Origin of the sequence: Aestuariivivens sp. NBU2969 (assembly GCF_019931125.1) — a bacterium.
GTDB lineage: Bacteria > Bacteroidota > Bacteroidia > Flavobacteriales > Flavobacteriaceae > Aestuariivivens > Aestuariivivens marinum.
On record NZ_JAIOUU010000003.1, the window covers coordinates 83363 to 109346 of the forward strand.

Here is a 25984-nt window from a genome sequence, read left to right on the forward strand (position 1 = left end):
AAAAAATCTATCTCTCACTAAAAGTTATCAACATTTAAAATCATTTTTACCGACCGAAATTCTTTAATACTATAGAAGCTGTTATTTATTTTAATAATAGCTTCTTTTGTTTTTGACAAGGACTGCCCTTGGGGTATTTTTACCAAAATGTTTTTATGAAACTGATTTCTAATCCTTGCTATTGGTGGTGATTCTGGTCCCAATACATATTCAGAAAAAATTTGCCGTAAGGACTTGGCCAACCATACTGAAGCCTGTTCCACCTTATTAAAGTCCTTGTGCTTTAAAGTTATTTTAATAAGCTTATAAATTGGAGGATAATTAAAGTTATACCTATCGTTTAGCTGCTCTTTAAACATGCCCTGGTAATCATTTGTAGTAACCTGGTGTAAAATATTATGATAAGGGTTATAGGTTTGAATTAATACCTTACCCCGTTCGTTGGTACGACCTGCCCTGCCTGCAACTTGCATCATTAATTGAAAACTACGCTCATGTGCCCTAAAGTCAGGGAAATTCAACATAGTATCGGCATTCATTATGCCTACTAATTTTACATTTCTAAAATCAAGTCCTTTCGTTAGCATTTGAGTTCCCACCAAAACATCAATTTCTTGCTGTTCAAATGCTGTAATGATCTTTTCGTAACCATATTTGCCTCGAGTAGTGTCCAAATCCATCCTAGCAACTTTGTGCTTAGGATACAATATTTTAACTTCTTCCTCAATTTGCTCTGTACCAAAACCTTTTGAATCCAATTCCGAACTTCCACAGGCCTCACAGTTTTTATGCATTACTGTATTATACCCACAATAGTGGCAACGTAGCTGATTTCTATATTGGTGATAGGTTAAACTTACATCGCAATTGGGGCATTGTGGAGCATGTCCGCAAGTAATACATTCTACTATAGGAGAAAATCCCCTCCTATTTTGAAATAAAATAATTTGAGAACCCTCGTCTAAAGTTTCTGTCATAGCATCCAAAAGTGTGTCGCTAAAATGTCCTTTCATGCGCTTTCGCTTGTGCTTATCTTTTAGATCTACCAATTGAATCTCTGGCATTAAAACGTTATTATAACGCCTGCTGATTTCTGCCAAACCATATTTATTTTGTTGTACATTAAAATAACTTTCCAAACTAGGTGTCGCAGATCCCAAAAGGGTTTTTGCCTGATGCATTTTAGCCAACACAATAGCCGTATCGCGTGCATGGTAACGCGGTGCCGGATCAAACTGTTTGAAGGACTGCTCGTGTTCTTCATCAATAATAATGAGCCCTAAATCATTAAATGGCAAAAAGACGGAAGATCTTGCCCCCACTACAATTTGAGCTTTAGAAGCAGACTGCAATACATTATTCCATACCTCAACACGCTCCTGTGAGGAATATTTAGAATGATATACCGATATGCGTTCACCAAAATAAAGTCTCAATCTGCCTATGAGTTGGGTGGTTAAAGCTATTTCGGGAAGTAAATACAATACTTGCCTACCCTGTTCTACTATATCTTCAATTAACTTTGAATAGACTTCGGTTTTTCCAGAAGACGTCACGCCATGAAGCAAAGTAACATCATGTTTATGGAATGCTTTTTTAATAGCATCTAAAGCCTGTACCTGGTTTGTGTTTAATATCTTAGTTTCATGTAACTCCCCTCCTTCATAAGAAATCCTATCTGTTTGGATATGATATTCTAAAAGAACCCCTTTGTCAATTAATGCTTTAATTATTGAGGTGGAAACACCACTTTCTGTTGATAAATCTGAAACCTTAACTGGTTTTTTTGTTTTTGCTGCTATTGAAAACAAGGTCAGGACTACCTCTTTTTGTTTATGGGCTCTCCCCAAATCGTCCAATAACCTTTGAAGTGCTTTTTCAGAAGTATAATTGACGTTCAATTTTACATAACGTACCAATTTGGGCCTATACTTTTCATAGACTTCTTCCTCAAGAAAAACAACATTTTTCTCTATCAATCTATTTATAATAGGAAACACCTGTTTTTTATCCAGAATACCCATAACATCCTGAACCTTTAAAGAAGACTGGTATTGCAAAGCTTCAAAAACCAGAAATTCATCATCCTTTAATTCCGATTCATTAATGGACACGCCTTTGTTCTTAACAATACTAGTTTCACTTTCCAAAATAAAAGCACTTGGTAAGGCAGCGCGCATTACATCACCCAAAGTACACATGTAATAACTAGCTATCCACTGCCAAAATTGCAATTGCAAATCGTTCACCAAAGGCACATCATCTAATATTTGATGTATTTCTTTAGCTTCATAAGCCGTTGGTGGTGTTTGATGAATATCTACAACAATACCTGTATATATTTTGGCTCCTCCAAAGGGAACAGCTACCCGCATGCCTTTTTCAAGAAAATTAGCTTCGGAAGCAGAAATACTATATGTAAATAGCTTTTGAAGCGGTATAGGAATTATAACATCTATATAGTTACCCATAAACTACCTCCTTTTCCGAAGTTTATTTAAAGACACATTAAGTTCGTAACCTAAAAGCAAAATATTAGCATTGAGCCATAAATAGAATAACAATATTAACAGGGCCCCAATTGAACCATATAGCTTGTTGTATTGACTAAAATTCTCAATATAGACACCAAACAAATAAGAGGTAGAAATAATAAGTAAGGTAGTAAATAAGGCACCTACTGAAAAAAACTTAGACTCACGACCTTCTTTAGTTCCGAAGTAATATAATGTGGCTGTAGCAATATAGACCATAAAAACAAAAAACACATATTTAGCTATATTATACCAAAAAACGCTATCAGGCTCAACATAACCTGTGTTATTTAACACATCTACCAACCCTTGAATCACATAAATTTGAAAATAACCTAAAACCACTATAGTTACAATGAGTAAAAAAGCCAATATTAAAGCAATACCTAAGGCATACAAATATTGCTTAAAAACATTTCGGCTCAATTGTTCATGATAGGAATTTTCGAACCCTGAGAATATAGCATTCACCCCATTGGCCATTAAAACAATGGATAGCACAAAAACCGATGACAACAATCCGCCTCTTTTAGAGCTTTCAATATTTTTAAAAATGTTGTCAAAGAAAAAATCTGAAGTACTTGGTGGCAAAAACGATTCCAAAAAATTCATAAAATCATCTTGGAAATTTGCTACCGGAATTTCCGGAATAACTATAATAACAAACAACAAAAAGGGGAATAAAGCTGTAAAAAAACTAAAAGCAATGGCACTAGCACGTGTTGTTAGCGCTCCTTTTACAATACCAGTGATATAAAGTTCTAATAAATCATAAAATGACAGCCCTTCTAAACCTGGTAATTTTATTTGCTTGAAAAAGCGAATTAGAACATTTAAAATTGGGATTTTATCGAGATTATCTTCTATAGGTCTAGTCATTAAAACACCCTTTTGTATTGGCCTGTTAGATATGCTATTTACAAAAAACAGCCAAAAATATTTGAAAAGGCAATTAATTAACTGCCTTTAAGCTTAAATCCATATTGTGGACCGAATGGGTTAAAGCTCCACAGGATATATAATTTACACCACATTCGGCATAATGCCTAATAGTTGTTTCATTGATATTACCCGAAGATTCAATAAGACATTTATCTCCTATTAATTTTACGGCCTTACGCGTATCTTCATAATCAAAATTATCCAACAAAATTCTATAAACACCATCATTCCTCAATATTTCCTCTACCTCTATCAAATTCCTTGCCTCAACCATAATCTGCAGGTCCTTTCCAGTCTCCCTTAAATATTGTTTGGTAGTTTCAATAGCTTTGGTAATTCCTCCAGCAAAATCTATATGGTTGTCCTTTAGCATAATCATATCGTACAAGGCAAACCTGTGATTTTCACCACCTCCAATTTTCACAGCCCATTTCTCCAAAACTCGAATGCCTGGGGTAGTTTTTCTGGTATCCAAAATTTTTGTTTTGGTACCCTTTACCAAATTAACATAAAGTCTTGTTTTTGTTGCAATGGCACTCATACGTTGCATAGCATTTAAAACAGTACGCTCAGCCTTTAATATGGATTGCGACGGCCCCTCAACATACATTACAATATCCCCAAAGGTCACCTCGGTACCATCTTCAATAAGCACATCTATCCTCAAACTTTTGTCGATATAGGCAAAAACTTTTTTAGCAAAATTAACCCCTCCTATTATCCCTTTATCTTTCACCAAAAGCTTAGCTTTTCCCCTAGCATTTTCTGGAATACATGCCAGTGAACTGTGGTCACCATCTCCAACATCTTCGCTAATGGCTGCAGCAATTATGCGTCTTACTTCTGAATCAAAATATTCTTGTGTAATCATTATTTAAAAGTTTGATGCTAAAATAATAAATTGATTGGCGAAATAATATTTTACATTTACCTAATTTTAATTTTTATTAAGATAAAATCTATCGCTCATCTTAATTTTGGCATTATGACTATTAAACTTTTGGCCATTGGAAAAACAGACAACGCGCATCTTGTCTCTTTAATTGAAGATTACAAAAAACGTCTGGAGTTCTACGTTAATTTTTCCTTTCAAATCATCCACGACATAAAAAAAGCCAAAAATTTAACTGAAGAACAACAAAAAGAAAAGGAAGGTAAACTTATTTTAAAGAACTTAACAAGTTCAGATGTTTTAATATTATTGGATGAAAACGGACAACAATTCACCTCTATTGCATTTTCCAAACAACTACAAAAACGTATGAATTCCGGTATAAAACAACTTATTTTTGTTATAGGAGGGCCCTATGGATTTTCACAGGAAGTTTATCATAGAGCGAACGAAAAAATAGCCTTATCTAAAATGACATTTTCACATCAAATGATAAGGCTTTTCTTTATTGAACAACTGTATCGTGGGTTTACTATACTTAGAAACGAACCCTACCACCACCGTTAGTGCTTAACAAAGGTTTGTTTTCTCTTTTTTAACTGTACTTCCAAATCCTTAAGGGTCTTTTTAACAGCATTTTCAAAGGTATTTTCACTCGATGTAGCAAATAACCTAGGGCCTGGGGCACTCAATTCAATTTTACATATCTTTCCATTTTCCTTGGCATTATGTTCAATCTCAAAATGGACCTCTGCATTGATAATCCAATCATATTTTTGGTTAAGTTTATTTAATTTCTCGGTTACATAAGCGTTCATGGCCTCACTGGTTAGCATATGAACATATTGAATGTTAATTGTCATAATTCTATTTTTAATCCATTAAACAATACTCTAAAATAGTAAAATTAAAAAAAGTGGCGTCTAACAAAAATCATAAAAAAGATATAAAAATCATATCTTAAAGAATCTAAGGCATTTAGCTATTTAAATTTTATCCGCAGTCGGTGCATCAATTCCTTTTTCATTTGAAATTTCGGTTATTGCTCTTAACGGAATTAACCGCTTAGTTCCCCTTTCCAATGCTTCTTTATAATAAGTAATCGCTTCTTTTGGTCTGTTTTGTGAAATTAAAAATTTAGCATACAACTCTTTTGTTGGCACAATAATATCTGGTGGCCCATAACTATAGGTCAAACTTTCTTCAAGTTCAACAGATTCTTTCAAAAAATGCTCAGTCTTGTCAAAATCCTCCTTAAGCCATGCTTTCAAACCCAATAATTGAACTTTCACAGTTTCAGCCCGCTTCAAATCCTGTCTATTAGGTAACGACCTATCTGATGAGGCACATAAACTTCCTCCATTACCAATATTATCAACCAAAAGTGATTCCTTATTTATTTCATCTTCAAGATTATCAATATTCTTACTTAATGCTTCTTCATCCTTATTTTTAAAAGCTTTCATTCCTTCAATAAAATAATTTTGAGCCTTAACCGAAATATTTGCTCCTGAAACATCTATGTCTACATTTACTATAGGATGATTCCAAAGATCTGTCTCTGCAAGAAAAGTTCCTTTTAAAAACAAGAGATGCACCCTTGCCCGTTTCGATGGTTTTTCATTGCAAAACTTTTGCATATCCCAAACCATTTTTTCGGCCTCATCAATTTGTCCTTTTTGTAAATACCCATACTGCAACCAATGATAAGCATGGTAGCCTCTTGCATCATTATCCAAACCTTTATCTTCCATTCTTTTTAGACTTGCCCCATAAGAATCTATATTAGAAGCAACTACTTTATCCCACATTCCTAAAGCCACATAAATATGCGATGGCATGTGTAGGGCATGACTAGCATCTGGTGCTACTTTTGCGTAAGAATCTGCTGCTTCAAGTGCAAGATGGGCATGTTTAGGATCATCGTATGAATGAATTAGATAATGTAGTGCCCCTGGATGTTTGGCATTATTTTTCAAAACCTTATTGGCTACTAAAGCACCCTCTCCATAAATAGAATCATTTCTCCCTTCTTTAACAGACCCCAACAGGGATAGGGAATAAAAAGCGGCCACTTCATTTTGATTTGGGTATTTAGCATACAGCCCACCCATAAATTCCATATAACTTTCATCACGTTCATCCTTTGGAGTTTTAGGCTTATATAGAATCTTTATAGCTTGCAATAAGTCCATTTCAACAGGATTTAATCCTGAAGTATCTATTTGTTCCAATTTATTTACAGCTTCAATACCGTCTTGATAATCCTGTTCCCTCCAAAGACTATGATTATAGGTCATCGCTTCACCCCAATAGGCCATAGCCATATTAGGATCTGCTTCCTGCGCTTGAACAAAAGCTTCCCTTGCATCCTGATATTCAAAACTATGCAATAACAACAATCCTTTTTCAAAAAAAGGAAGAGCATGCTGCTTTCCTGTAACCTCAAAATCAACGATTCCTAAGTAGACTGGCTGTTCTTCCTTTTTTTTGCAGGACACCATTAAAATAAAAGATATAAAGACAACAATTGATTTTTTCATTGGTTATAGTATTAAATTTATGACGTCAAAATTCTTGCTGTTTTTAAATATACGTAAAATTTTTATCGGAAATTAGCAGCACGTTAAGATTATTGACGTTGCCTAATCACTTAAAACCTATTTGTTTTGATAAAACTTGTTTTCGCCACTAATAATTTGAATAAAATTAAGGAAGTCCAGGCTTTGGTTCCACCACACATCAAACTATTAAGCTTAAAGGATATTGGTTGCTTTGAAGATATACCTGAAACCCAAGATACTATAGAAGATAACGCCAAACAGAAAGCCAACTATATAAAAACCACCTTTAATTATGATTGCTTTGCAGATGATACGGGTTTGGAAGTTGAATCACTTAATGGTGCTCCCGGAGTACTTTCTGCACGCTATGCTGGTGATCATCGAAGCGATAGTGCTAATATGGATAAATTACTTTTAAATTTAAAAAATTGCAATAATAGAAATGCACAATTTAAAACTGTAATTTCATTAAACTTAAATAATGGCAACTACATTTTTACCGGGATTTGCAAAGGTGAAATCACCCCTAATAAACAAGGTGAAAAAGGATTTGGTTACGACCCTATTTTTAAACCTAAAGGGTATAATGACACCTTTGCCCAAATGGATTTAACTCTTAAAAACAGTATCAGTCACCGTGGCAAAGCCATTTCACAACTTATTGCTTTTCTAAATTCAGCACATATTTAAAAAACAAAAAGGTTGCCTGTTAATTATCTTTATGCTATTTTTAATATATGATGACCGAAGAAGCCATAGAACAAGAGAATTTAGCCATTACCAAAGCTTACAAAGAACTGCTTAAAGTGAGCTATCGTACACTTTCAAAAGATGACAAAAAACTTATCCGTAAGGCTTTTGATGTTGCTTTGGATGGCCACAGGAATCAGCGTAGAAAATCTGGAGAGGCTTATATTTTTCATCCTATTGCCGTTGCCAAGATTGTAGCCCAAGAAATTGGATTGGACGCTACCTCAATTGCTGCTGCACTTTTACATGATGTTGTGGAAGACAATGAAAATTATTCCATTAATGATGTTGAACAGCTATTTGGTGAAACCATTGCAAAAATTGTAAACGGTCTTACTAAAATATCTTCACTTAGTAAAGAACAAGATATGGATGTTTCTTTACAGGCTGAAAATTTTAGAAAAATGCTATTAACATTAAATGATGATGTTAGGGTAATTATTATAAAAATAGCAGACCGACTACACAATATGCTAACTATGGATTCCATGCGTCCAGACAAACAAGTTAAAATTGCTTCTGAAACACTATATATTTATGCACCATTGGCACATAGAATAGGTTTGTATAACATAAAAACAGAACTCGAAGACCTTGGCTTAAAGTATACAGAACCAGAAGTTTATAACGATATTCTAAATAAAATAAAGGATAGCAAGGAAGAACAGGACAAATATATAGAACAGTTTAGTGATGTTATTAAAAACTCTTTGGACAAAGAAAAAATGGATTATACTATTAAAGGAAGACCTAAATCCATTTTTTCAATTAGAAAGAAAATGGTTAAACAAGGGGTTTCTTTTGATGAAGTCTATGACAAATTCGCTATTAGAATCATTTATAGTAGTGATGAAATAAATGAAAAATTCTTAGCCTGGAAAATATATTCCATAGTAACCGATCACTTTCGACCTAATCCCACCAGACTTCGGGATTGGATTTCATCACCAAAATCAACAGGTTACGAAGCACTTCATATAACAGTAATGGGACCTAAAGGAAGATGGGTAGAGGTTCAGATTCGCAGTGAACGTATGAATGAAATTGCCGAAAAAGGATATGCAGCCCATTACAAGTATAAACAATCTGGGGAAAAAGAAGACAGCCTTGAAAGTTGGATTAACCGATTGCAGGAAGCACTTGAAAATCCTCATTTAAATGCTGTTGATTTTGTAGAGCAATTCAAACTTAATTTATATGCTCAGGAAATATTTGTGTTTACCCCAAAAGGAGAATTAAAGTCATTACCAAAAGGGGCTTCTGCTTTAGACTTTGCTTTTAGCATTCATACTGAAGTGGGTATGAAAACACGAGGTGCCAAAGTTAATGGCAGACTAGTACCTTTAAGCCATATATTACATAGCGGTGATCAAGTAGATATATTAACCTCTGAAATAGCCAAACCTACTACCAACTGGTTAGATTATGCCACTACGGCTAGAGCACGTAGTAAAATTAAATCGGCTTTAAAAGAAGACAAAAAAATAATTGGGGAGGAAGGGAAGGAGATTTTAAGACGAAAACTAAGACAACTTAAAATTAATTTAAATGAACAAGCCGTTAATGATTTAGTACGTCATTTTAAACTTAAAACCAGTCTCGATCTTTTTTATCGTGTAGGCATAGGTTCTATAGACAACTCGATGTTAAAAGAGTATGCAGCATCCCGAAGCAATGCCTTTGTAAGCTATATTAAAAATAAAATTTCCCGAAAACCTGCCATAAGCAAAGAGGAGATTGAAAGAGATGAAATTACTGCAAAATATGACCTACTAGTATTTGGCAAAGAAGAAGAAAAGTTAGATTATAAATTAGCTAATTGCTGTAATCCAATACCTGGTGATGAAGTTTTTGGTTTTCTTACCGTTTCCGAAGGCATAAAAGTCCATAAAAAAAATTGTCCTAATGCCCTTAGTTTACAGTCCAATTATGCATATCGCATCATTCAAGCTAAATGGATAGACTCCTCACAACAGGAATTCCTGGTAAAAATAGAAGTGTCCGGGATTGACCATTTAGGCCTTGTTAATGAAATTACCCAGGTAATTTCCTCAAATATGCATGTTAATATGAAGAGTCTTAATTTTGAAAGTGACGACGGCATATTTTCAGGTCGAATTAATGCCATTATAAAAAACAATAGTATGTTAAAAACATTGTTAGAAAAACTAAAAAAAATTAATGGTATCGATAAGGTTAAAAGAGTATAAAAAAGTGTAAATTTGACACGAAAATTATGAGTACTAATTCCGAGTCTAAAAATCAAGATATTGTCAAAAATGTCTTTACCGGCTTTTTAGAAGCTAACGGTCACCGAAAAACACCGGAGCGTTACGCTATACTTCAGGAAATATATAATAATAATGAACACTTCGATATAGAATCTTTGTACCTAAGTATGAAGAATAAAAAATATCGTGTTTCAAGAGCTACACTTTACAATACCATTGAATTACTTTTAGAGTGTGGTTTGGTTAGAAAACATCAGTTTGGCCAAAATCAAGCGCACTACGAAAAATCATATTTCGACAAACAACACGATCACGTTATTTTAACCGATACAGGAGAGGTAATTGAATTCTGCGACCCTAGAATTCAGTCCATTAAAAAAACAATAGAAGAAGTCTTTGATATCGAAATTCATTCACACTCACTTTACTTTTACGGAAACAAAAAATCAACCAATTAATTTAATTTTATAATGGCAGTAGATTTACTACTAGGATTACAATGGGGAGATGAGGGCAAAGGAAAAATTGTTGATGTACTCACTTCCAAATACAATATTATTGCACGATTTCAAGGTGGTCCAAATGCAGGGCATACTTTAGTCTTTAATGGTAAAAAACATGTATTGCATACCATTCCCTCAGGTATTTTTCATGACAATGCTATTAATTTAGTTGGAAATGGTGTAGTTATAGACCCTGTTATTTTTGAGGGTGAATTGGATAAATTGGAAGCACAGGATGTCGATTATAGAAAATCACTTCTTATTTCACGTAAAGCTCATATTATTTTACCAACACATAGGTTATTGGATGCAGCCAGCGAAGCTTCTAAGGGAAAAGCTAAAATAGGTTCAACCCTAAAGGGAATTGGCCCAACTTACATGGATAAAACGGGTAGAAATGGTATTCGTGTAGGTGATTTGGAACTCAGTGATTGGAAAAAACGTTACAGGGCTTTAGCAGATAAGCACGAATCGATGATTGCCTTTTATAATGTTGACATCCAATATAACTTAGAAGAGTTGGAAATCGAATTCTTTAAGGCAGTAGAAGTTTTAAAATCATTAACATTTATAGACTCTGAAGAATATATTTACCAGGCCCAAAAATCTGGAAAGACCATTCTTGCCGAAGGCGCTCAAGGCTCTCTTTTAGATATCGATTTTGGAACCTATCCATTTGTAACCTCCAGTAACACAACAGCAGCAGGAGCATGTACCGGATTAGGCGTATCACCCAATAAAATAGGTGATGTATTTGGTATCTTTAAGGCCTACACCACTCGAGTAGGTTCTGGCCCCTTCCCTACTGAACTGTTTGATGAAAACGGTGCTACCATGGCCCGTGTTGGACATGAATTTGGTGCTACCACAGGGCGTCCAAGACGTTGTGGCTGGTTAGACCTTGTGGCCTTAAAATATGCCTGCCAAGTCAATGGCGTTACCCAACTCATGATGATGAAAGGCGATGTACTATCTGGTTTCGAAACACTAAAGGTTTGTACAGCTTATAATTATAAAGGTGATGTTATTGAACACTTGCCTTATAATATTGAACCCGAAAACGTTCAACCAATTTACACCGAGTTTAAGGGGTGGAAAGAAGATTTAACAACACTTTCCAATGTCTCGCAATTGCCACAGGAACTTAATGATTATATTGCGTTTTTAGAAAAAGAACTCGAAATACCAATCACCATCGTTTCGGTAGGGCCAGATAGAAAGCAGACCATTTTTAGGAATTAATTATTATACAATTAAATTGTTTAACGCTTCAAAAACTTATTTTGGAGCGTTTTTTGTTCCATTATTCTGAAACATTAATTTTATCATTATTTTTGCCATAAACTATCATAATTTGAACACATCAATCAAACTTACCATATACTGTTTATTTAGCTTCTTTTCTATTCTTTCCACTGAAGCCCAACAAAAAAAGAGAATTGAAATCCAACAAGCAGGTGCCATAATTAAAAACGAAGACAAGTACCCTGGCGCCCAAGTTATTTTGCGTAATGATGAAGGTCAAGTGCACATAACACATGAAAGTATAGCCATGTGGTGCGATAAAGCCATACAGTATAAAAATGACAATTTTATTGAAGCCTACGGCAATGTGAAAATGATTGAAAGTGATTCCATTACCATGAATGCAAAGTATGTGGAGTATAGCGGTAAGTCTCAATTGGCCTTTGCTAGCGGTGATGTCATTTTAAAGACTCCTGATTCTGAACTTAAAACAGACACGCTTTATTATGACAGAATAAAGCAACAGGCTTATTACAGGAGTGGTGGTAGCGTTGTTAAAGATACCTCTGGAACCATTACCAGCAAAGTAGGCCGGTATTATATGAACCTAAAAAAGTACAAGTTCATTGACAGTGTGGTTATGGTCAATAAAGAATCGACCATTAAGACCAATTTTTTCGATTACTACGAAGACACCAAAGAGGCCTACCTCTACGGCCCTTCAACCATAACCACTCCCGAAAGCGAAACCTATTGTGAAAAAGGCTTTTACGATACCGAATTAAAAACAGGCTACGCTGTTAAAAATGCAAAAATTTATTACGATAACCGCATTGTTGAAGGGGATAGTCTATTTTTTGACAACAATACCAATTTTGCTTCGGCTACAAACCATATAATGGTCACAGACACTATTAATAAAAGTATCGTAACAGGCCATTATGCCGAAGTTTTTAAAGCAAAAGACTCTGTATTTATTACCAAACGCGCCTTAGTTTCAACACTTCAGGAAAAAGATTCCATATATATTCATGCGGACACCCTAATGGTTACCGGAAAGCCGGAAAAACGCATTACAAGGGCCTTTAGAAATGTAAAGTTGTACAAGTCGAACATGAGTGGTAAATCCGATTCCATTCATGTTAACCATGTCACAGGATTAACCCAAATGATTAATATATCAAAACTTTCAAACACCGATCCCTTTGCCATTAAGCAGAAACCTATTCTTTGGAACATTAAAAATCAAATAACGGGAGACACCATTCATTTAAAGTCAAATCCCGAAACCGAAAAGATAGATTCCCTTATAGTATTCGACAATGCTTTTGTAATTAGCAAAGACACATTAGATGCTGGATACAATCAAATTAACGGTAAAAAATTAATTGGACTGTTTAACGATGAAAATGAATTATACCATGTTGACATTTTAAAGAATGCACAATCCATATACTACATGCGCAATGAAAATAACGAACTTGTGGGTATTGATAAGTCCAAATCGGGGAGCATTGAAATTTTTATTACCAATAGAGAAATTGATGAAGTTAGAAAGTTAAATCAGGTAGATGGTAAAATTTATCCTGAATCTGAATTCCCCGACAAGGAAAAGTTATTAAAAGGATTCGATTGGCGTGAAGAAGAGCGTCTTCTAAGTGTGGAAGATTTGTTTAAAGACGATCCTCCTTTGGTATTGCCTAAAATAAAAGGATTGGAAGATTATATCCCTCAGGAAGACTTTTTTGATAAAGAAATGCTGGAGCGCATTGAAACCGCCGACAAAGAATCTAACCCAAATTCAGAAGAAGGCATGGCTTCTAGAAACTTACCTAAACGTGTAAAGAACAAAACCAGACCTGTAGATTACAAGAATGTTCCTAAATAAGCAGGCAATGAAGACGGATTTTTTTAAATACCAAGCCCAGACAACACCACATCCTATAGGCATGGAAATTTCGCATGCATCCGGATCTTATATCTATGACAGTAACAATAAAGCCCATTTAGATTTTGTTGCAGGGGTTTCGGCATGCCCGTTAGGACACAGGCACCCAAAGATTATTCAAGCTATTAGGACCCAGCTAGAATGTTATATGCATGTTATGGTTTATGGCGAGTATATCCAAAAACCAGCAGTAGAACTTACTAAACTATTGGCCAAACATCTACCAAGTAATTTAGAAAAAACTTATTTAACTAATTCGGGAACCGAAGCTATTGAAGGTGCAATAAAATTAGCCAAACGTGCAACCGGCAGAAGCGAAGTTATCGCTGCTAAAAATGCTTACCATGGTAATACTATGGGGTCTATGAGTGTTATGGGCTATGAAGAACGCAAACAAGCATTTCGTCCACTTATTCCAAATATAAGGTTCATTGAATTCAATAATAAAACTGATTTAGAATACATCACACAAAATACTGCTTGTGTTATTTTGGAAACCATACAAGGTGGTGCTGGCTTTATTGAACCCAAAAATGGTTACTTAGAGGCTGTTAGAAAAAAGTGTGATCAAACGGGCACATTGCTTATTTTGGATGAAATTCAACCTGGTGTTGGACGAACCGGAAAATTATTTGGATTTGAGCATTACAATTGTATTCCAGATATTCTGGTTACTGGTAAAGGTCTGGGAGGAGGTATGCCTATTGGAGCTTTTACCGCATCGAAAAACCTCATGGATTTATTACAAGATCAACCCAAACTAGGACACATTACCACTTTTGGAGGACATCCGGTAATAGCCGCTTCAGCATTGGCTACATTACAAGAAATCATTAATAGTGACTTAATGCCGCTAGCTCTTGAAAAGGAAGTGCTCATTAGAAAACTCTTAAAACATGAATTAATAAAAGAAATAAGAGGTACTGGTTTAATGTTGGCTTTAGTCTTACCCTCAAAAGAAATTGCCGATCGACTTATTATTGAAGCACAAAAACACGGACTCATCCTTTTTTGGCTACTTTTTGAACCTAAGGCCGTTCGTATTACCCCACCTTTAACTATCTCAAATGAAGAAATTACAAAGGGATGTGGCATCATTATTGATATTTTAAGCCGTATTAAGTAAGCTTCAAACTATTGACAATCAAACAAAAAAAGACATTATTGCCAGTCAAAAAAAAACAACTGTTCATTACTTTGTTAAAAACATTTGCCCAATTCAGTACAAAAAAAAGAATAGAACCTTAAATTTATTCAGCATAGAACTATACTATCGTGCCTATGGAGTTTAGTCAAGACGACAACAACAACTTACCTTTATCAAAATTCGAATCGATGCTAAAAACAAACCATGTATTGTTTTTCGATTCGGAAGAGTTTGAAAACATCATCCACCACTACCTTAATCATGGTAAAATAGCTCTCGCTAAAAAAGCTATTAAATTAGGTTTAAATCAACATCCAAGCTCAATAAACTTAAAACTGTTTAAGGTTGAAATTTATGTTTTTGAAGATAAATTGGTTGAAGCAGATGAACTCTTGAACTCCCTATACATTTTAGACCCAACCAACGAAGAAATATACATCCAAAAAGCCAATATTTTATCAAAAAAGGACGATCACCAAAAAGCTATAAGCGTACTTAAAAAAGCGTTGGAGCTTACCGATGATGCCATAGACATCTATTCCTTAATAGGTATGGAATACTTGTTTTTAGATGAGTTTGAAAGTGCCAAAACTTACTTTATGAAGTGCCTTGAAGAAGATCTAGAGGATTATTCTGCATTGTATAATATTATTTACTGTTTTGATTACCTGAACCAAAATCAAGATGCCATAGAATACCTAAACATGTTTCTGGATAAAAATCCATATTGTGAGGTCGCTTGGCACCAATTGGGCAAACAATATTTAGTACTAAAAAAATATCGAAAGGCCTTAACGGCTTTTGATTTTGCCATTATTTCCGATGATACCTTTGTTGGAGCTTATTTGGAGCGCGGGAAAGTATTGGAAAAACTGAAACGTTACGAAGAAGCTATTGAAAATTATAATATTACCCTTAAGCTCGATGACCCAACATCCTTCGCCTTATTGCGTATTGGCAACTGTTACGAAAAATTAGGTAATAATGACCTTGCCGTGCAGTACTACTACAAAACGGTGCATGAGGATCCTTTATTGGATAAAGGCTGGATAGCCATAACAAAGTTTTATAACAAGAATAAAAATTACCAAAAAGCACTATATTATATCAATAAAGCTATAAATATCGATGCTGAAAACGTAACCTATTGGAAGTTATATGCACAAATAAACCACCGTTTAAACTTTTTTGAAGAAGCGGAACGTGGCTATAAAAAAACTTTAGAACTTGGTAATTATGAATTAAATACTTGGCTTTCTAGAGGCGATTTACTCATAAAATTAGGTGAACTGGAAGCCTCGGTATATAACTTTGAACAAGCTGTTGAATTTTATCCAGAAAACCCCGAATTGGAATATCGCTTGGCGGGCTTATATTTTGCTTTAAATGAAAACGACAAAGGCTCTTTCCATCTTAAAAATGGACTTCGTTACAACAAAGAATATGCTTTTATAATAGAAGAACTTTTTCCGGAAGTAACGGATAAAACCCAAGTTAAAAATCTGCTAAAAACAAATCTGTAAACTATCGTTACATTAAAATACATATCTTTGGTTTTTTTGCTAAAACGAAAGTATGCAAAGACGGTTATTCGATTATATAGTCATTTCCCTTAAAGGTATTGCCATGGGTGCTGCCGATGCCGTACCAGGGGTCTCAGGGGGCACCATTGCTTTTATTTCAGGTATTTACGAAGAACTAATTACCTCTATTAGCAATGTAAATCTGTCCCTTTTCAAAACGCTTTTTAAAAAGGGGTTTGTCCCATTTTGGAAAACATTAAACGGCAATTTTTTAGTAGCATTATTACTGGGTATTGTCATAAGTTTTGTGAGTTTTATGAGATTGGCGAAATATTTATTGGAAAACCATCCTATTTTAATTTGGTCCTTCTTTTTTGGACTTATTGTAGCTAGTATTTACTTTGTAGGCAAACAAATCCAACAATGGAACTTTCCCATTTTAGTTGCATTAATAACAGGAATTGTAATTGCCTTTTATGTAAGTCAACTATCGTCCTTAACTACAAATGAACACTCATGGTTTTTATTTTTGGCTGGTGCTATAGCTATATGCGCCATGATCTTACCAGGCATTTCGGGTTCTTTTATCCTTATTATTTTAGGAGCATACAAAACATTAAGTGATGCACTGCACGATTTCGATATAAAAAAAATATTAGTTTTTGTAGCAGGAGCTACCATAGGTCTTTTAAGTTTTAGTCATGTTCTAAAATGGCTTTTTAAACACTATCACAATATTACATTAGCCTTATTGACCGGGTTTATTTTTGGCTCTTTAAATAAAGTATGGCCATGGAAGCAAACCTTAACATGGTATACCAATGCCAAAGGCATTAAGACTCCTTTATTACAGAAGAGCATCTCTCCATTTTCCCTTAATGGTGATAATCAAATCCTATTTGCCTTGCTTTTAATGATTATTGGTTTTTTGACTATTTTTATATTGGAAAGGTTAGGAAGCAAAAAAGTATAAATGGAAAGCACCAGAACACTTACCGATAAAATTTTTCTTGTCCTAAAGGGATTAGGTATGGGAGCTGCCAATAAAGTCCCTGGAATTTCTGGAGGTGTTGTAGCTTTTGTTGCTGGATTTTATGAAGAGTTCATTTACTCACTTCAAAAAATTAACCGTAAGGCTTTTTTATTACTTATAAATGGAAGGTTTAAAAGCTGCTATTATTATATAAACGGTCGTTTTTTAGGCTTGCTTTTCTTTGGTATGATCGTGAGCTACTTTAGTGTATCAAAGCTATTGGATTATCTCATTTTTCATTACGAATTATATGTTTGGAGCGTGTTTTTTGGAATGATCATGGGCTCCATTTACTATATAAATAAAGACTTTAGGGATTGGAATTATAAAACCTACACTTTTCTAGCCATTGGTATAACTCTTGGGGTGGGCATTAGTTTTCTAAATCCAGCAATGGAAAATGACAATTTGTGGTTTGTATTTTTTTGTGGTATTATTAGTGTTTCGGGCATGACTCTTCCTGGCTTCTCTGGATCATTTATTCTTATTTTATTGGGTAATTACGTCTTGCTGTTAGTCGATTCGGTAAACGCCCTATACGATACTTTTTTCGAAATACTAGGAGGTGATTTTACGTTTATAGAAAACTCTCAACGTATAAAAATGTTAAAAGTTTTGAGCGTATTTACATTAGGTTCAATAACTGGATTAGTAACATTTTCCCATGTTTTAAGTTATATTTTAAAACATTATAAAAAAATTACGCTTTCTACAATTATAGGGTTCATTATAGGTTCGTTAGGTGTAGTATGGCCATGGAAAGAAACCATATATAAATATGATAAAAGCGGACAACTTCTGCACGATTCGACAGGAGAAAGAATTATTGAGAATTACCAACGATACATCCCGGATCCAAATAAAGAAACATTATACGCCATATTTTTTATATTATTGGGGATTTTAATCGTTCTAGCTTTAGAGGCTTATGGCGCAAAAACAAGAAAGCAAAATGCATAAACTGGGACTTTTAGGGCGACATATAGCTTATTCGTTTTCAAGAGCATACTTTAAGAATAAATTTGAAAGGGAAGGTATTACAGATTGTACTTATGAAAATTTTGATATAGGTCGCATTGAGTTATTTCCTAGCATAATAAAAAACAATCCCAATTTAAGAGGATTAAATGTTACGATACCCTACAAACAGGAAGTAATTCCTTTTTTGGACGAAATGGATGAAGTAGCAGATGAAATAGGTGCCGTAAACACCATTAAAATTACAAAAAACAACAAACTGATTGGTTATAACACAGATTGTTATGGTTTTGAAAAGTCCCTAGTTCCTTTATTAAGTTCCAATCATAAATCGGCATTGATTTTAGGTACCGGAGGTGCAAGTAAAGCCATTGCCTATAGTTTAAAAAAACTGGGGATATCCTATTATTATGTTTCCAGAAACGCATCAAAACAAGTAAACTATACCTATAGCGACTTAACTGAAGCTATAATTAAACAACATTTAATTATTATTAACTGTACACCATTAGGAACATTTCCTAATGTAGACGATTATCCAAATATTCCTTACGAAGCTATTACAGATAAACATATTCTATACGACTTAATCTATAATCCAGAAGAAACTACTTTTTTAAAACATGGAAAAGCTCATGGAGCTACTATTTGTAACGGACAAAAGATGCTGGAGTTACAAGCAAAAAAATCCTGGTCAATCTGGAATTTAGATTAAAAACTTGCTTTTTATTGACTTAAGGTAGGCTTTGCTTTGTAAATCCTTAGGTTGTTAGTATATTTATACCTGTTCTTTTTATAAAATTTTTACAATGAAAAACTATTTTTAATAAAAAATAGTTTTAAAGAACAATTCAAAATAATTATTTAACGACCCTAAACATTTTTAAAATGTCTGAGACTGATAACCTGCAAAAAGCAGAAGGAGAACAAGAAATAAAAAAAGAAAACAACACTAAAACTGGTAGTCAGGAGATTACAGATGCTGGTGTTGAAAATATCGAAACTTCACAAAAAGAGGAAGCCAAAACTCAAATAGAGCCAGAAAATGATCTAGAAGAAATTGAAGTTTCTTCAAAACCAGAGAAAGCCAAAACAGAAATTCGTGATAGTGATACCCAAAGTAACGACGATGAAGTTTTAGATGAAATAGAAGCTTCCAACGCTGAAGATGCAGAAGACGAAGGTAATAAGGATCGGCATACAATCGAACATAAGGAATACGATAAAATGTCTCTGGAGGCATTGGCTATTGAACTTGAACGCCTTTTAAGAAATGAAAAAGTTCAGGCTATACGCTCACATGTTCAAAATATAAACAATGAATTCAAATCGAAGTTTCAAGACCTAATGGATGAAAAAAAGGCAGAATTCATTAATGACGGTGGCCACGAAATAGATTTCTATTACAGTTCACCTGTACAAAAGAGATACAAACAGGCTTATAGAGAATACCGGCATAAACTAAACGAACACTATAAAAATTTAGAAAAATCCTTAAAAGACAACCTAGCCGAAAAGCTTGAGATTATAGAAGAACTTAAGGGCTTAATAAATATAGAGGAAAACATTAATACCACATATAAACATTTTAAAGAACTGCAAGAACGGTGGCGCAATACCGGTCCTATACCAAGAGACAAATATAATAATGCATGGAACAGCTACCACCACCATGTAGAAATGTTCTACGATTTTTTACACCTAAATAGAGACCTGCGCGATTTAGACTTTAAGCACAATCTTGAAAAAAAACTAATTATTATTGAGCGTGCCGAAGAATTGGCTAAAGAAAATGATGTTTTGCATGCTTTTAGGGAACTTCAAGAGCTTCATAAAATGTGGAAGGAAGAATTGGGCCCTGTAGCTAAAGAACATCGTGAAACCATTTGGGAACGATTTAAAACTGCTACAAAACAAATTAACGATAAAAGACAACTCTATTTTAAAGAGATAGATAAGATCTATGAAAAAAACCTTGAAGTAAAGGAGCAGATTATAACTAATATTTATGCCATTGCACAAGAAAACATAAATTCCCATAATGGTTGGCAGAAAAAAATTAAGGAAATTGAAACCTTGCGAGACGCATTCTTTAACGCAGGTAAAGTACCTTTAAAAGTTAATGAGGCTACTTGGTCTAAATTTAAAGAAGCTGTAAGAGAATTTAACAGGAAAAAAAATGCATTCTATAAAGATTTAAAAAAAGAACAATACAACAATCTTCATAAAAAATTAGATCTAATTAAAATAGCAGAGGATAACAAAGACAGTGAAGATTTCGAATTGGTTACACCTTTAATGAAAAAGATTCAGAGTGATTGGAAGAAAATTGGTCATGTTCCACGTAAGGACAGTGACAAAATATGGAAACGCTTTAAAGCTGCCTGTAACCATTATTTTGACAGAATACATGCCAATAGAAATGCTTCTAGCAAGCAGGAGATTGAGGCTTTCAACAAAAAACAAGAGATGCTCGACTCTATTAGAAAAATAGAACTAATAGGAGATAAAACCAAGGATTTAGAGACTATTAACAAGCAAATCTCTAATTGGAAGGAAATAGGCAGAGTTCCTTACGACAAACGTTATATTGAAGGTAAATTCCATAAGGTATTGGACGGGTTATTTTTGAGTTTAAAAATGGACCAGAACGAAATAGAAATGATTAAGTTTGAAAACAAGCTGGAACAATTAAATAATGAAGAAGACTCGAAACATTTAGATAACGAACGTGCCTTTATAAGTAAAAAAATAGATGAAATTAAAGGACAAATCAATCAGTTGGAAAACAACTTACTGTTTTTTACAAATGTTGATGATGACAACCCGCTGGTAAAAGAGGTTCACAGTAATATTAAAAACTACAAGGATGCTCTAAAACTATGGAAGAAAAAACTCAAAAAAATTAAGGAGCTTTATTAAAAACCTGAATGATGAAGCTTATAAAAATGACAAAACACCTCTATTTTTTTTTAAAAAATAGAGGTGTTTTTAATTAAAGCTCTTTTCCAATACAGCCTTCATTACCGCATAAGAAGTTGAAGCTCCAGGCGATGCCCCTAATAAAGCTGCTATAGTTTTATCTTGGGAAACGATAATTTCGGTGCCAAATTCCAGCCTACCATAACCTTTTTTGTTCCGCTTGATAATCTGGACGCGCTGCCCAGCAACTACCATTTTCCAATCATCATTATCAGCATTAGGATAAAACTCCCTAAGCATATCCATTCTATCCTTAAAGGTTAACCGTACCTGCTTAATTAAGTATTTTATTAATGGTAAATTTTGATAACCGGCTCCCAAAAGACTCATAATATTATCAAATTCAACCGATCTGGGTAGATCAAACATTGAACCATGTTTTAAAAACTTGGTCGTAAATCCTGCAAACGGTCCAAACAACAATTCTTTACGCCCATTAATAACTCTAGTATCCATATGTGGTACAGACATGGGAGGCGCACCACGTTTTGCCTTGCCATAAGCCTTAGCATAATGCCTTTCAATAATATCTGGATTGGTACAACGTAACCACAGGCCACTTATGGGAAACCCTCCATAGCCCTTGGACTCTTTAATATTAGCTTTATCCAGTAATGGCAATGTACCTCCACCAGCACCAATAAACACATAATTGGAAACAATTTTCCAGTGTTTTCCAATATATTGTCCTTTTACCGTCGTTAGCCAACGCTTATTATTTGTTTGTTGAAGATTATAAACATTTCCATTATTCAGTAATTGCACATTATTTTGATTTCCTAAAAAACGGAAGATCTGGTCAGCGATTTCGCCGAAATTAACATCATAGCCTTTGTTGAAGTAAGTAGCAGCAATGTCTTCCTTATCCGCTCTCCCTTCCATCATTAACGGTAACCACTCTTTGATCTCATCTTTACTAGCAGAAAATGCCATGTCCTTAAAATGAGGATATTCTTTTAAGATACGCCAACGCTTTTCTAAAAAGGCCATGTTCTTTTTACCTTGTACAAAACTCACATGAGGTACTTCTTTGATGCATTTAGCTAAATTTTTAATATAGCCTTTACCTGTGCAGTATTTCCAGAAATTTAGGGTTTCGTTAAACTGTTCCGAAATTTCAATAGCCTTCTTAACATCAATTTCACCTTTTCTTTCTGGAGTATAGTTTAGTTCACAATTGCCTGCATGTCCAGTTCCTGCATTGTTCCAAGCTTCGGAGCTTTCCTCGGCCATCTTAGGCAATTTTTCAATAATGGTAATTGTTTTTTTGGGAAACTTTTCAAAAAGTAAAATAGCTAGTGTGGCACTCATGATGCCCCCACCTATCAATACAAAGTCAGAATGTTTTATGGTTGTATTAGGCATTTTAAAAGATGTGTTTTAAAATCGCCCGCAAAGATAATCGTTTACATACGTTCAATACATTTTGGAAAGAGCTATTTTATTTTATTTATTAAAAAATTAAATAATTGAAAAAAAAATTAAAAAACACCAACCCTTTCATTTAATAACTAAATATTTTAAAAAGTTATAATTGTTTAGCTTCTTCCCAAAACACATCCATTTCTGCCAAGGTCATCTCTTTTAAAGGCTTTTTTAAACTCTTCGCCTTACTTTCCAGATATTGAAAACGTTTAGAAAACTTTTTATTTGTACGTTCCAATGCGTTTTCTGGATTAATATTTAAAAATCGAGCATAATTAACCATAGAGAACAAGACATCCCCAAATTCATTTTCAATTGCATCCTTGTTACCAGATTTAACCTCGGCCTTAAATTCGTTAAGCTCTTCTTCTACCTTTTCCCAAACTTGGTTAGGGGCTTCCCAATCGAAACCAACGCCTGCTACTTTATCCTGAATTCTATTAGCTTTTACCAATGCTGGTAAACTTTTAGGAACACCTTCCAATACACTGGTTTTACCTTCTTTTAGTTTGAGCTTTTCCCAATTACGCTTTACATCCTCTTCATCTTTCACTTCTATATCACCATAAATATGGGGGTGTCTATCGATTAACTTATCGCAAATCCCATTACAGACATCGGCGATATCAAAATCCTGGGTTTCGCTTCCTATTTTGGCATAAAAGACAATATGTAATAACAGGTCACCCAACTCTTTTTTTATTTCATCTAAATCATTATCCAATATAGCATCACCCAGTTCATAGGTTTCCTCAATAGTTAAATGCCTTAAGGTTTCCATGGTCTGCTTTTTATCCCACGGGCATTGTTCACGTAACTCGTCCATTATGGTTAATAACCTGTCAAATGATTTAAGTTGTTGATCTCTGGTATTCATAAAAATTTTTTAAAAAGAAAAGACCTGCTAAGCGTCAAACACCTAACAGGTCTAAATATACTCTAAATAGCTAATTTTATTAAGCGTTTTGCTCTTTAATTAAGTTTAAAGCTGACCCTGCCTTAAACCATTCTATTTGTGCATTGTTATAGGTGTGGTTTGCTTCTACAATAGCTTTACTTCCATCGGCATGTACCACTTCAATGGTCAACGGTTTATTAGGAGCAAACTCATTCAGGTTCAAAAAGTTGAAGGTATCATCCTCTTGAATTAAGTCATAATCACTTTCATTGGCAAATGTTAAACCTAACATCCCTTGTTTTTTCAAATTGGTTTCATGTATACGTGCAAATGATTTCACAATTACCGCAGCAACACCCAAATGTCTTGGCTGCATAGCCGCATGCTCACGCGAAGATCCTTCGCCGTAGTTATGATCTCCAACTACAATGGTTTTAATATTCGCTTTTTTATACTCACGTTGAGCATCTGGCACACCTCCATATTCTCCTGTTAGTTGATTTTTAACAAAATTGGTTTTATCATTAAAGGCATTTACAGCACCTATAAAGGTGTTGTTGGCAATATTATCCAAATGCCCTCTAAAACGTAACCAAGGACCAGCCATACTAATATGGTCTGTGGTACACTTACCCTTTGCCTTAATCAATAATTTTGCTCCAACAATGGTATCACCAATTGGTTCAAAAGGCGTTAGCAGCTGCAAACGTTCAGAATTCTCATCAACGATAACCTGAACCTCACTTCCATCTTCAACAGGAGCTAAATACCCACTATCCTCAACAGCAAAACCTTTTGGAGGTAATTCCCATCCTGTTGGCTCATCCAACATAACTTCTTCACCATTTTCATTAATCAGCTTATCAGTTAACGGATTAAAATCCAATCGACCTGCAATAGCAATAGCTGCCGTTAATTCTGGTGATGCCACAAAAGCATGGGTATTAGGGTTACCGTCTGCGCGCTTGGCAAAGTTCCTGTTAAATGAATGTACGATGCTATTTTTTGGTGCATTTTTTGGATCGTTGTATCTAGCCCATTGCCCAATACATGGTCCACAAGCATTAGTAAATATTTTAGCATCCAATTTTTCAAATACCTCAAGAATACCATCCCGTTCTGCTGTATATCGTACTTGTTCTGAACCTGGGTTAATTCCAAATTCGGCTTTAGTTTTCAAACCTTTATCGAGTGCTTGCTGTGCAATAGATGATGCTCTGGACAAATCTTCGTAAGATGAGTTGGTACAAGACCCTATTAGCCCCCATTCTACTTTAATCGGCCAATCATTGGCTTTAGCCTTTTCGGTCATAGCTTTACCTACAGGAGTAGATAAGTCTGGTGTGAACGGTCCATTTAATAACGGATTTAATTCTGATAAATTGATTTCAATAACTTGATCAAAAAACTGTTCTGGATTGGCATAAACCTCAGTGTCTGCAGTTAAATAATTTTTCACCTTATTGGCAGCATCAGCAACATCAGCTCTATCGGTTGCCCTCAAATAACGCTCCATGGATTCGTCGTAACCAAAGGTAGAAGTTGTTGCCCCAATTTCTGCTCCCATATTACAAATGGTTCCTTTACCCGTACATGACATTGCAGTAGCACCTGGACCGAAATATTCCACAATAGCTCCCGTTCCTCCTTTTACAGTAAGTATTTCAGCGACTTTAAGAATAACATCCTTAGGTGCGGTCCAACCAGAAAGCTTACCTGTTAATTTAACTCCTATAAGCTTTGGAAACTTAAGCTCCCATGCCATACCGGCCATAACATCGACAGCATCGGCTCCACCTACACCAATGGCTACCATACCCAATCCACCGGCATTAACCGTATGCGAATCGGTCCCTATCATCATACCTCCTGGAAATGCATAGTTCTCTAAAACAACCTGATGAATAATTCCAGCACCTGGTTTCCAAAATCCAATACCATATTTGTTAGAAACAGACTCTAAAAAGTTAAAAACTTCACTGCTTACATTATTAGCATGTTTTAAATCTACAGTAGCCCCTTCTTTCGCTTGTATTAAGTGATCGCAATGTACTGTAGTAGGCACCGCAACCTTACTTTTTCCTGCTTGCATAAACTGAAGTAAGGCCATTTGGGCTGTAGCATCTTGACAAGCAATTCTATCGGGCGCAAAGTCAACATAATCATTTCCTCTTACAAAAGCCTTTGTAGGAACTCCTTCCCACAAATGATTATATAAAATCTTTTCTGAAAGTGTTAGTGGTTTACCAACCACTTCTCGGGCTTTATCTATACGTTCGGCCATTCGGTCGTAAACACCCTTAATCATATCAATGTCAAATGCCATATCCTTAATTTATTTATTAGATTTTTTTAAGTGTCGCAAAGTACAAAATTAATGCAAAGTTTT

General features: G+C 34.7%; 20 protein-coding genes. 12 read left to right on the forward strand and 8 right to left on the reverse strand.

Annotated features, from left to right (window positions below; all coding sequences use genetic code 11):
• Nucleotides 1–17: 17 nt before the first annotated feature.
• From priA to nadC, 3 genes are all read right to left on the reverse strand, one after another.
• Nucleotides 18–2471 (reverse strand): primosomal protein N', encoded by a 2454-nt coding sequence (gene priA / locus K7G79_RS03375; protein ID WP_223549149.1) that lies wholly within the window; start codon nucleotides 2469–2471, stop codon nucleotides 18–20.
• Between the two features lie 3 nt (nucleotides 2472–2474).
• Nucleotides 2475–3413 (reverse strand): YihY/virulence factor BrkB family protein, encoded by a 939-nt coding sequence (locus K7G79_RS03380; protein ID WP_223549151.1) that lies wholly within the window; start codon nucleotides 3411–3413, stop codon nucleotides 2475–2477.
• Between the two features lie 73 nt (nucleotides 3414–3486).
• On the reverse strand, nucleotides 3487–4347 hold the full coding sequence (gene nadC, locus K7G79_RS03385; RefSeq protein ID WP_223549152.1) for a carboxylating nicotinate-nucleotide diphosphorylase: 861 nt from the start codon (nucleotides 4345–4347) through the stop codon (nucleotides 3487–3489).
• A gap of 114 nt (nucleotides 4348–4461) precedes the next feature.
• On the opposite strand from nadC, the gene rlmH reads away from it, so the two are divergent.
• Nucleotides 4462–4935: a 23S rRNA (pseudouridine(1915)-N(3))-methyltransferase RlmH gene (gene rlmH / locus K7G79_RS03390; protein WP_223549154.1), complete on the forward strand. Its 474-nt coding sequence runs from the start codon at nucleotides 4462–4464 to the stop codon at nucleotides 4933–4935.
• Here the strand turns inward: rlmH and hpf are convergent.
• Both hpf and K7G79_RS03400 read right to left on the reverse strand, forming a co-directional pair.
• Complete coding sequence (gene hpf / locus K7G79_RS03395; protein ID WP_223549156.1) at nucleotides 4932–5231, reverse strand: ribosome hibernation-promoting factor, HPF/YfiA family; 300 nt, start codon at nucleotides 5229–5231, stop codon at nucleotides 4932–4934. The genes rlmH and hpf overlap by 4 nt on opposite strands.
• A gap of 123 nt (nucleotides 5232–5354) precedes the next feature.
• Nucleotides 5355–6911 carry a lipopolysaccharide assembly protein LapB gene (locus K7G79_RS03400; protein WP_223549158.1) on the reverse strand — a complete coding sequence of 519 codons (1557 nt, stop codon included), beginning with the start codon at nucleotides 6909–6911 and terminating at the stop codon, nucleotides 5355–5357.
• Nucleotides 6912–7040: 129 nt separating this feature from the next.
• On the opposite strand from K7G79_RS03400, the gene K7G79_RS03405 reads away from it, so the two are divergent.
• The 11 genes from K7G79_RS03405 to K7G79_RS03455 all read left to right on the forward strand — a co-directional run bounded on the left by K7G79_RS03405 (nucleotide 7041) and on the right by K7G79_RS03455 (nucleotide 21212).
• Nucleotides 7041–7622 (forward strand): non-canonical purine NTP diphosphatase, encoded by a 582-nt coding sequence (locus K7G79_RS03405; RefSeq protein WP_223549490.1) that lies wholly within the window; start codon nucleotides 7041–7043, stop codon nucleotides 7620–7622.
• A gap of 50 nt (nucleotides 7623–7672) precedes the next feature.
• Nucleotides 7673–9892, forward strand: a complete 2220-nt coding sequence (locus tag K7G79_RS03410; protein ID WP_223549491.1) for a bifunctional (p)ppGpp synthetase/guanosine-3',5'-bis(diphosphate) 3'-pyrophosphohydrolase — start codon at nucleotides 7673–7675, stop codon at nucleotides 9890–9892.
• Nucleotides 9893–9918: 26 nt separating this feature from the next.
• Nucleotides 9919–10371: a Fur family transcriptional regulator gene (locus K7G79_RS03415; RefSeq protein WP_223549160.1), complete on the forward strand. Its 453-nt coding sequence runs from the start codon at nucleotides 9919–9921 to the stop codon at nucleotides 10369–10371.
• Between the two features lie 12 nt (nucleotides 10372–10383).
• Entirely contained in the window at nucleotides 10384–11658 is a 1275-nt protein-coding gene (locus K7G79_RS03420) for an adenylosuccinate synthase (RefSeq protein ID WP_223549162.1), read from the forward strand.
• A 112-nt stretch (nucleotides 11659–11770) separates the two neighbouring features.
• Nucleotides 11771–13549 (forward strand): OstA-like protein, encoded by a 1779-nt coding sequence (locus K7G79_RS03425; RefSeq protein WP_223549164.1) that lies wholly within the window; start codon nucleotides 11771–11773, stop codon nucleotides 13547–13549.
• A 7-nt stretch (nucleotides 13550–13556) separates the two neighbouring features.
• Complete coding sequence (locus tag K7G79_RS03430) at nucleotides 13557–14735, forward strand: aspartate aminotransferase family protein (RefSeq protein ID WP_223549165.1); 1179 nt, start codon at nucleotides 13557–13559, stop codon at nucleotides 14733–14735.
• A gap of 155 nt (nucleotides 14736–14890) precedes the next feature.
• On the forward strand, nucleotides 14891–16279 hold the full coding sequence (locus tag K7G79_RS03435; RefSeq protein ID WP_223549167.1) for a lipopolysaccharide assembly protein LapB: 1389 nt from the start codon (nucleotides 14891–14893) through the stop codon (nucleotides 16277–16279).
• Nucleotides 16280–16331: 52 nt separating this feature from the next.
• On the forward strand, nucleotides 16332–17252 hold the full coding sequence (locus K7G79_RS03440) for a DUF368 domain-containing protein (RefSeq protein WP_223549169.1): 921 nt from the start codon (nucleotides 16332–16334) through the stop codon (nucleotides 17250–17252).
• Nucleotides 17253–18272 (forward strand): DUF368 domain-containing protein, encoded by a 1020-nt coding sequence (locus tag K7G79_RS03445; RefSeq protein ID WP_223549170.1) that lies wholly within the window; start codon nucleotides 17253–17255, stop codon nucleotides 18270–18272.
• Nucleotides 18265–19005 (forward strand): shikimate dehydrogenase, encoded by a 741-nt coding sequence (locus K7G79_RS03450; RefSeq protein WP_223549172.1) that lies wholly within the window; start codon nucleotides 18265–18267, stop codon nucleotides 19003–19005. The genes K7G79_RS03445 and K7G79_RS03450 overlap by 8 nt, the downstream gene beginning before the upstream one ends.
• A 173-nt stretch (nucleotides 19006–19178) precedes the next feature.
• On the forward strand, nucleotides 19179–21212 hold the full coding sequence (locus K7G79_RS03455) for a DUF349 domain-containing protein (protein ID WP_223549174.1): 2034 nt from the start codon (nucleotides 19179–19181) through the stop codon (nucleotides 21210–21212).
• 69 nt (nucleotides 21213–21281) lie between these two features.
• Here the strand turns inward: K7G79_RS03455 and mqo are convergent, their stop codons facing one another.
• From mqo to K7G79_RS03470, 3 genes are all read right to left on the reverse strand, one after another.
• Nucleotides 21282–22637, reverse strand: a complete 1356-nt coding sequence (gene mqo, locus K7G79_RS03460; protein ID WP_223549177.1) for a malate dehydrogenase (quinone) — start codon at nucleotides 22635–22637, stop codon at nucleotides 21282–21284.
• 163 nt (nucleotides 22638–22800) lie between these two features.
• Entirely contained in the window at nucleotides 22801–23574 is a 774-nt protein-coding gene (mazG, locus tag K7G79_RS03465; RefSeq protein WP_223549179.1) for a nucleoside triphosphate pyrophosphohydrolase, read from the reverse strand.
• 79 nt (nucleotides 23575–23653) lie between these two features.
• Nucleotides 23654–25921 (reverse strand): aconitate hydratase, encoded by a 2268-nt coding sequence (locus tag K7G79_RS03470; RefSeq protein ID WP_223549181.1) that lies wholly within the window; start codon nucleotides 25919–25921, stop codon nucleotides 23654–23656.
• Between the last annotated feature and the right edge of the window lie 63 nt (nucleotides 25922–25984).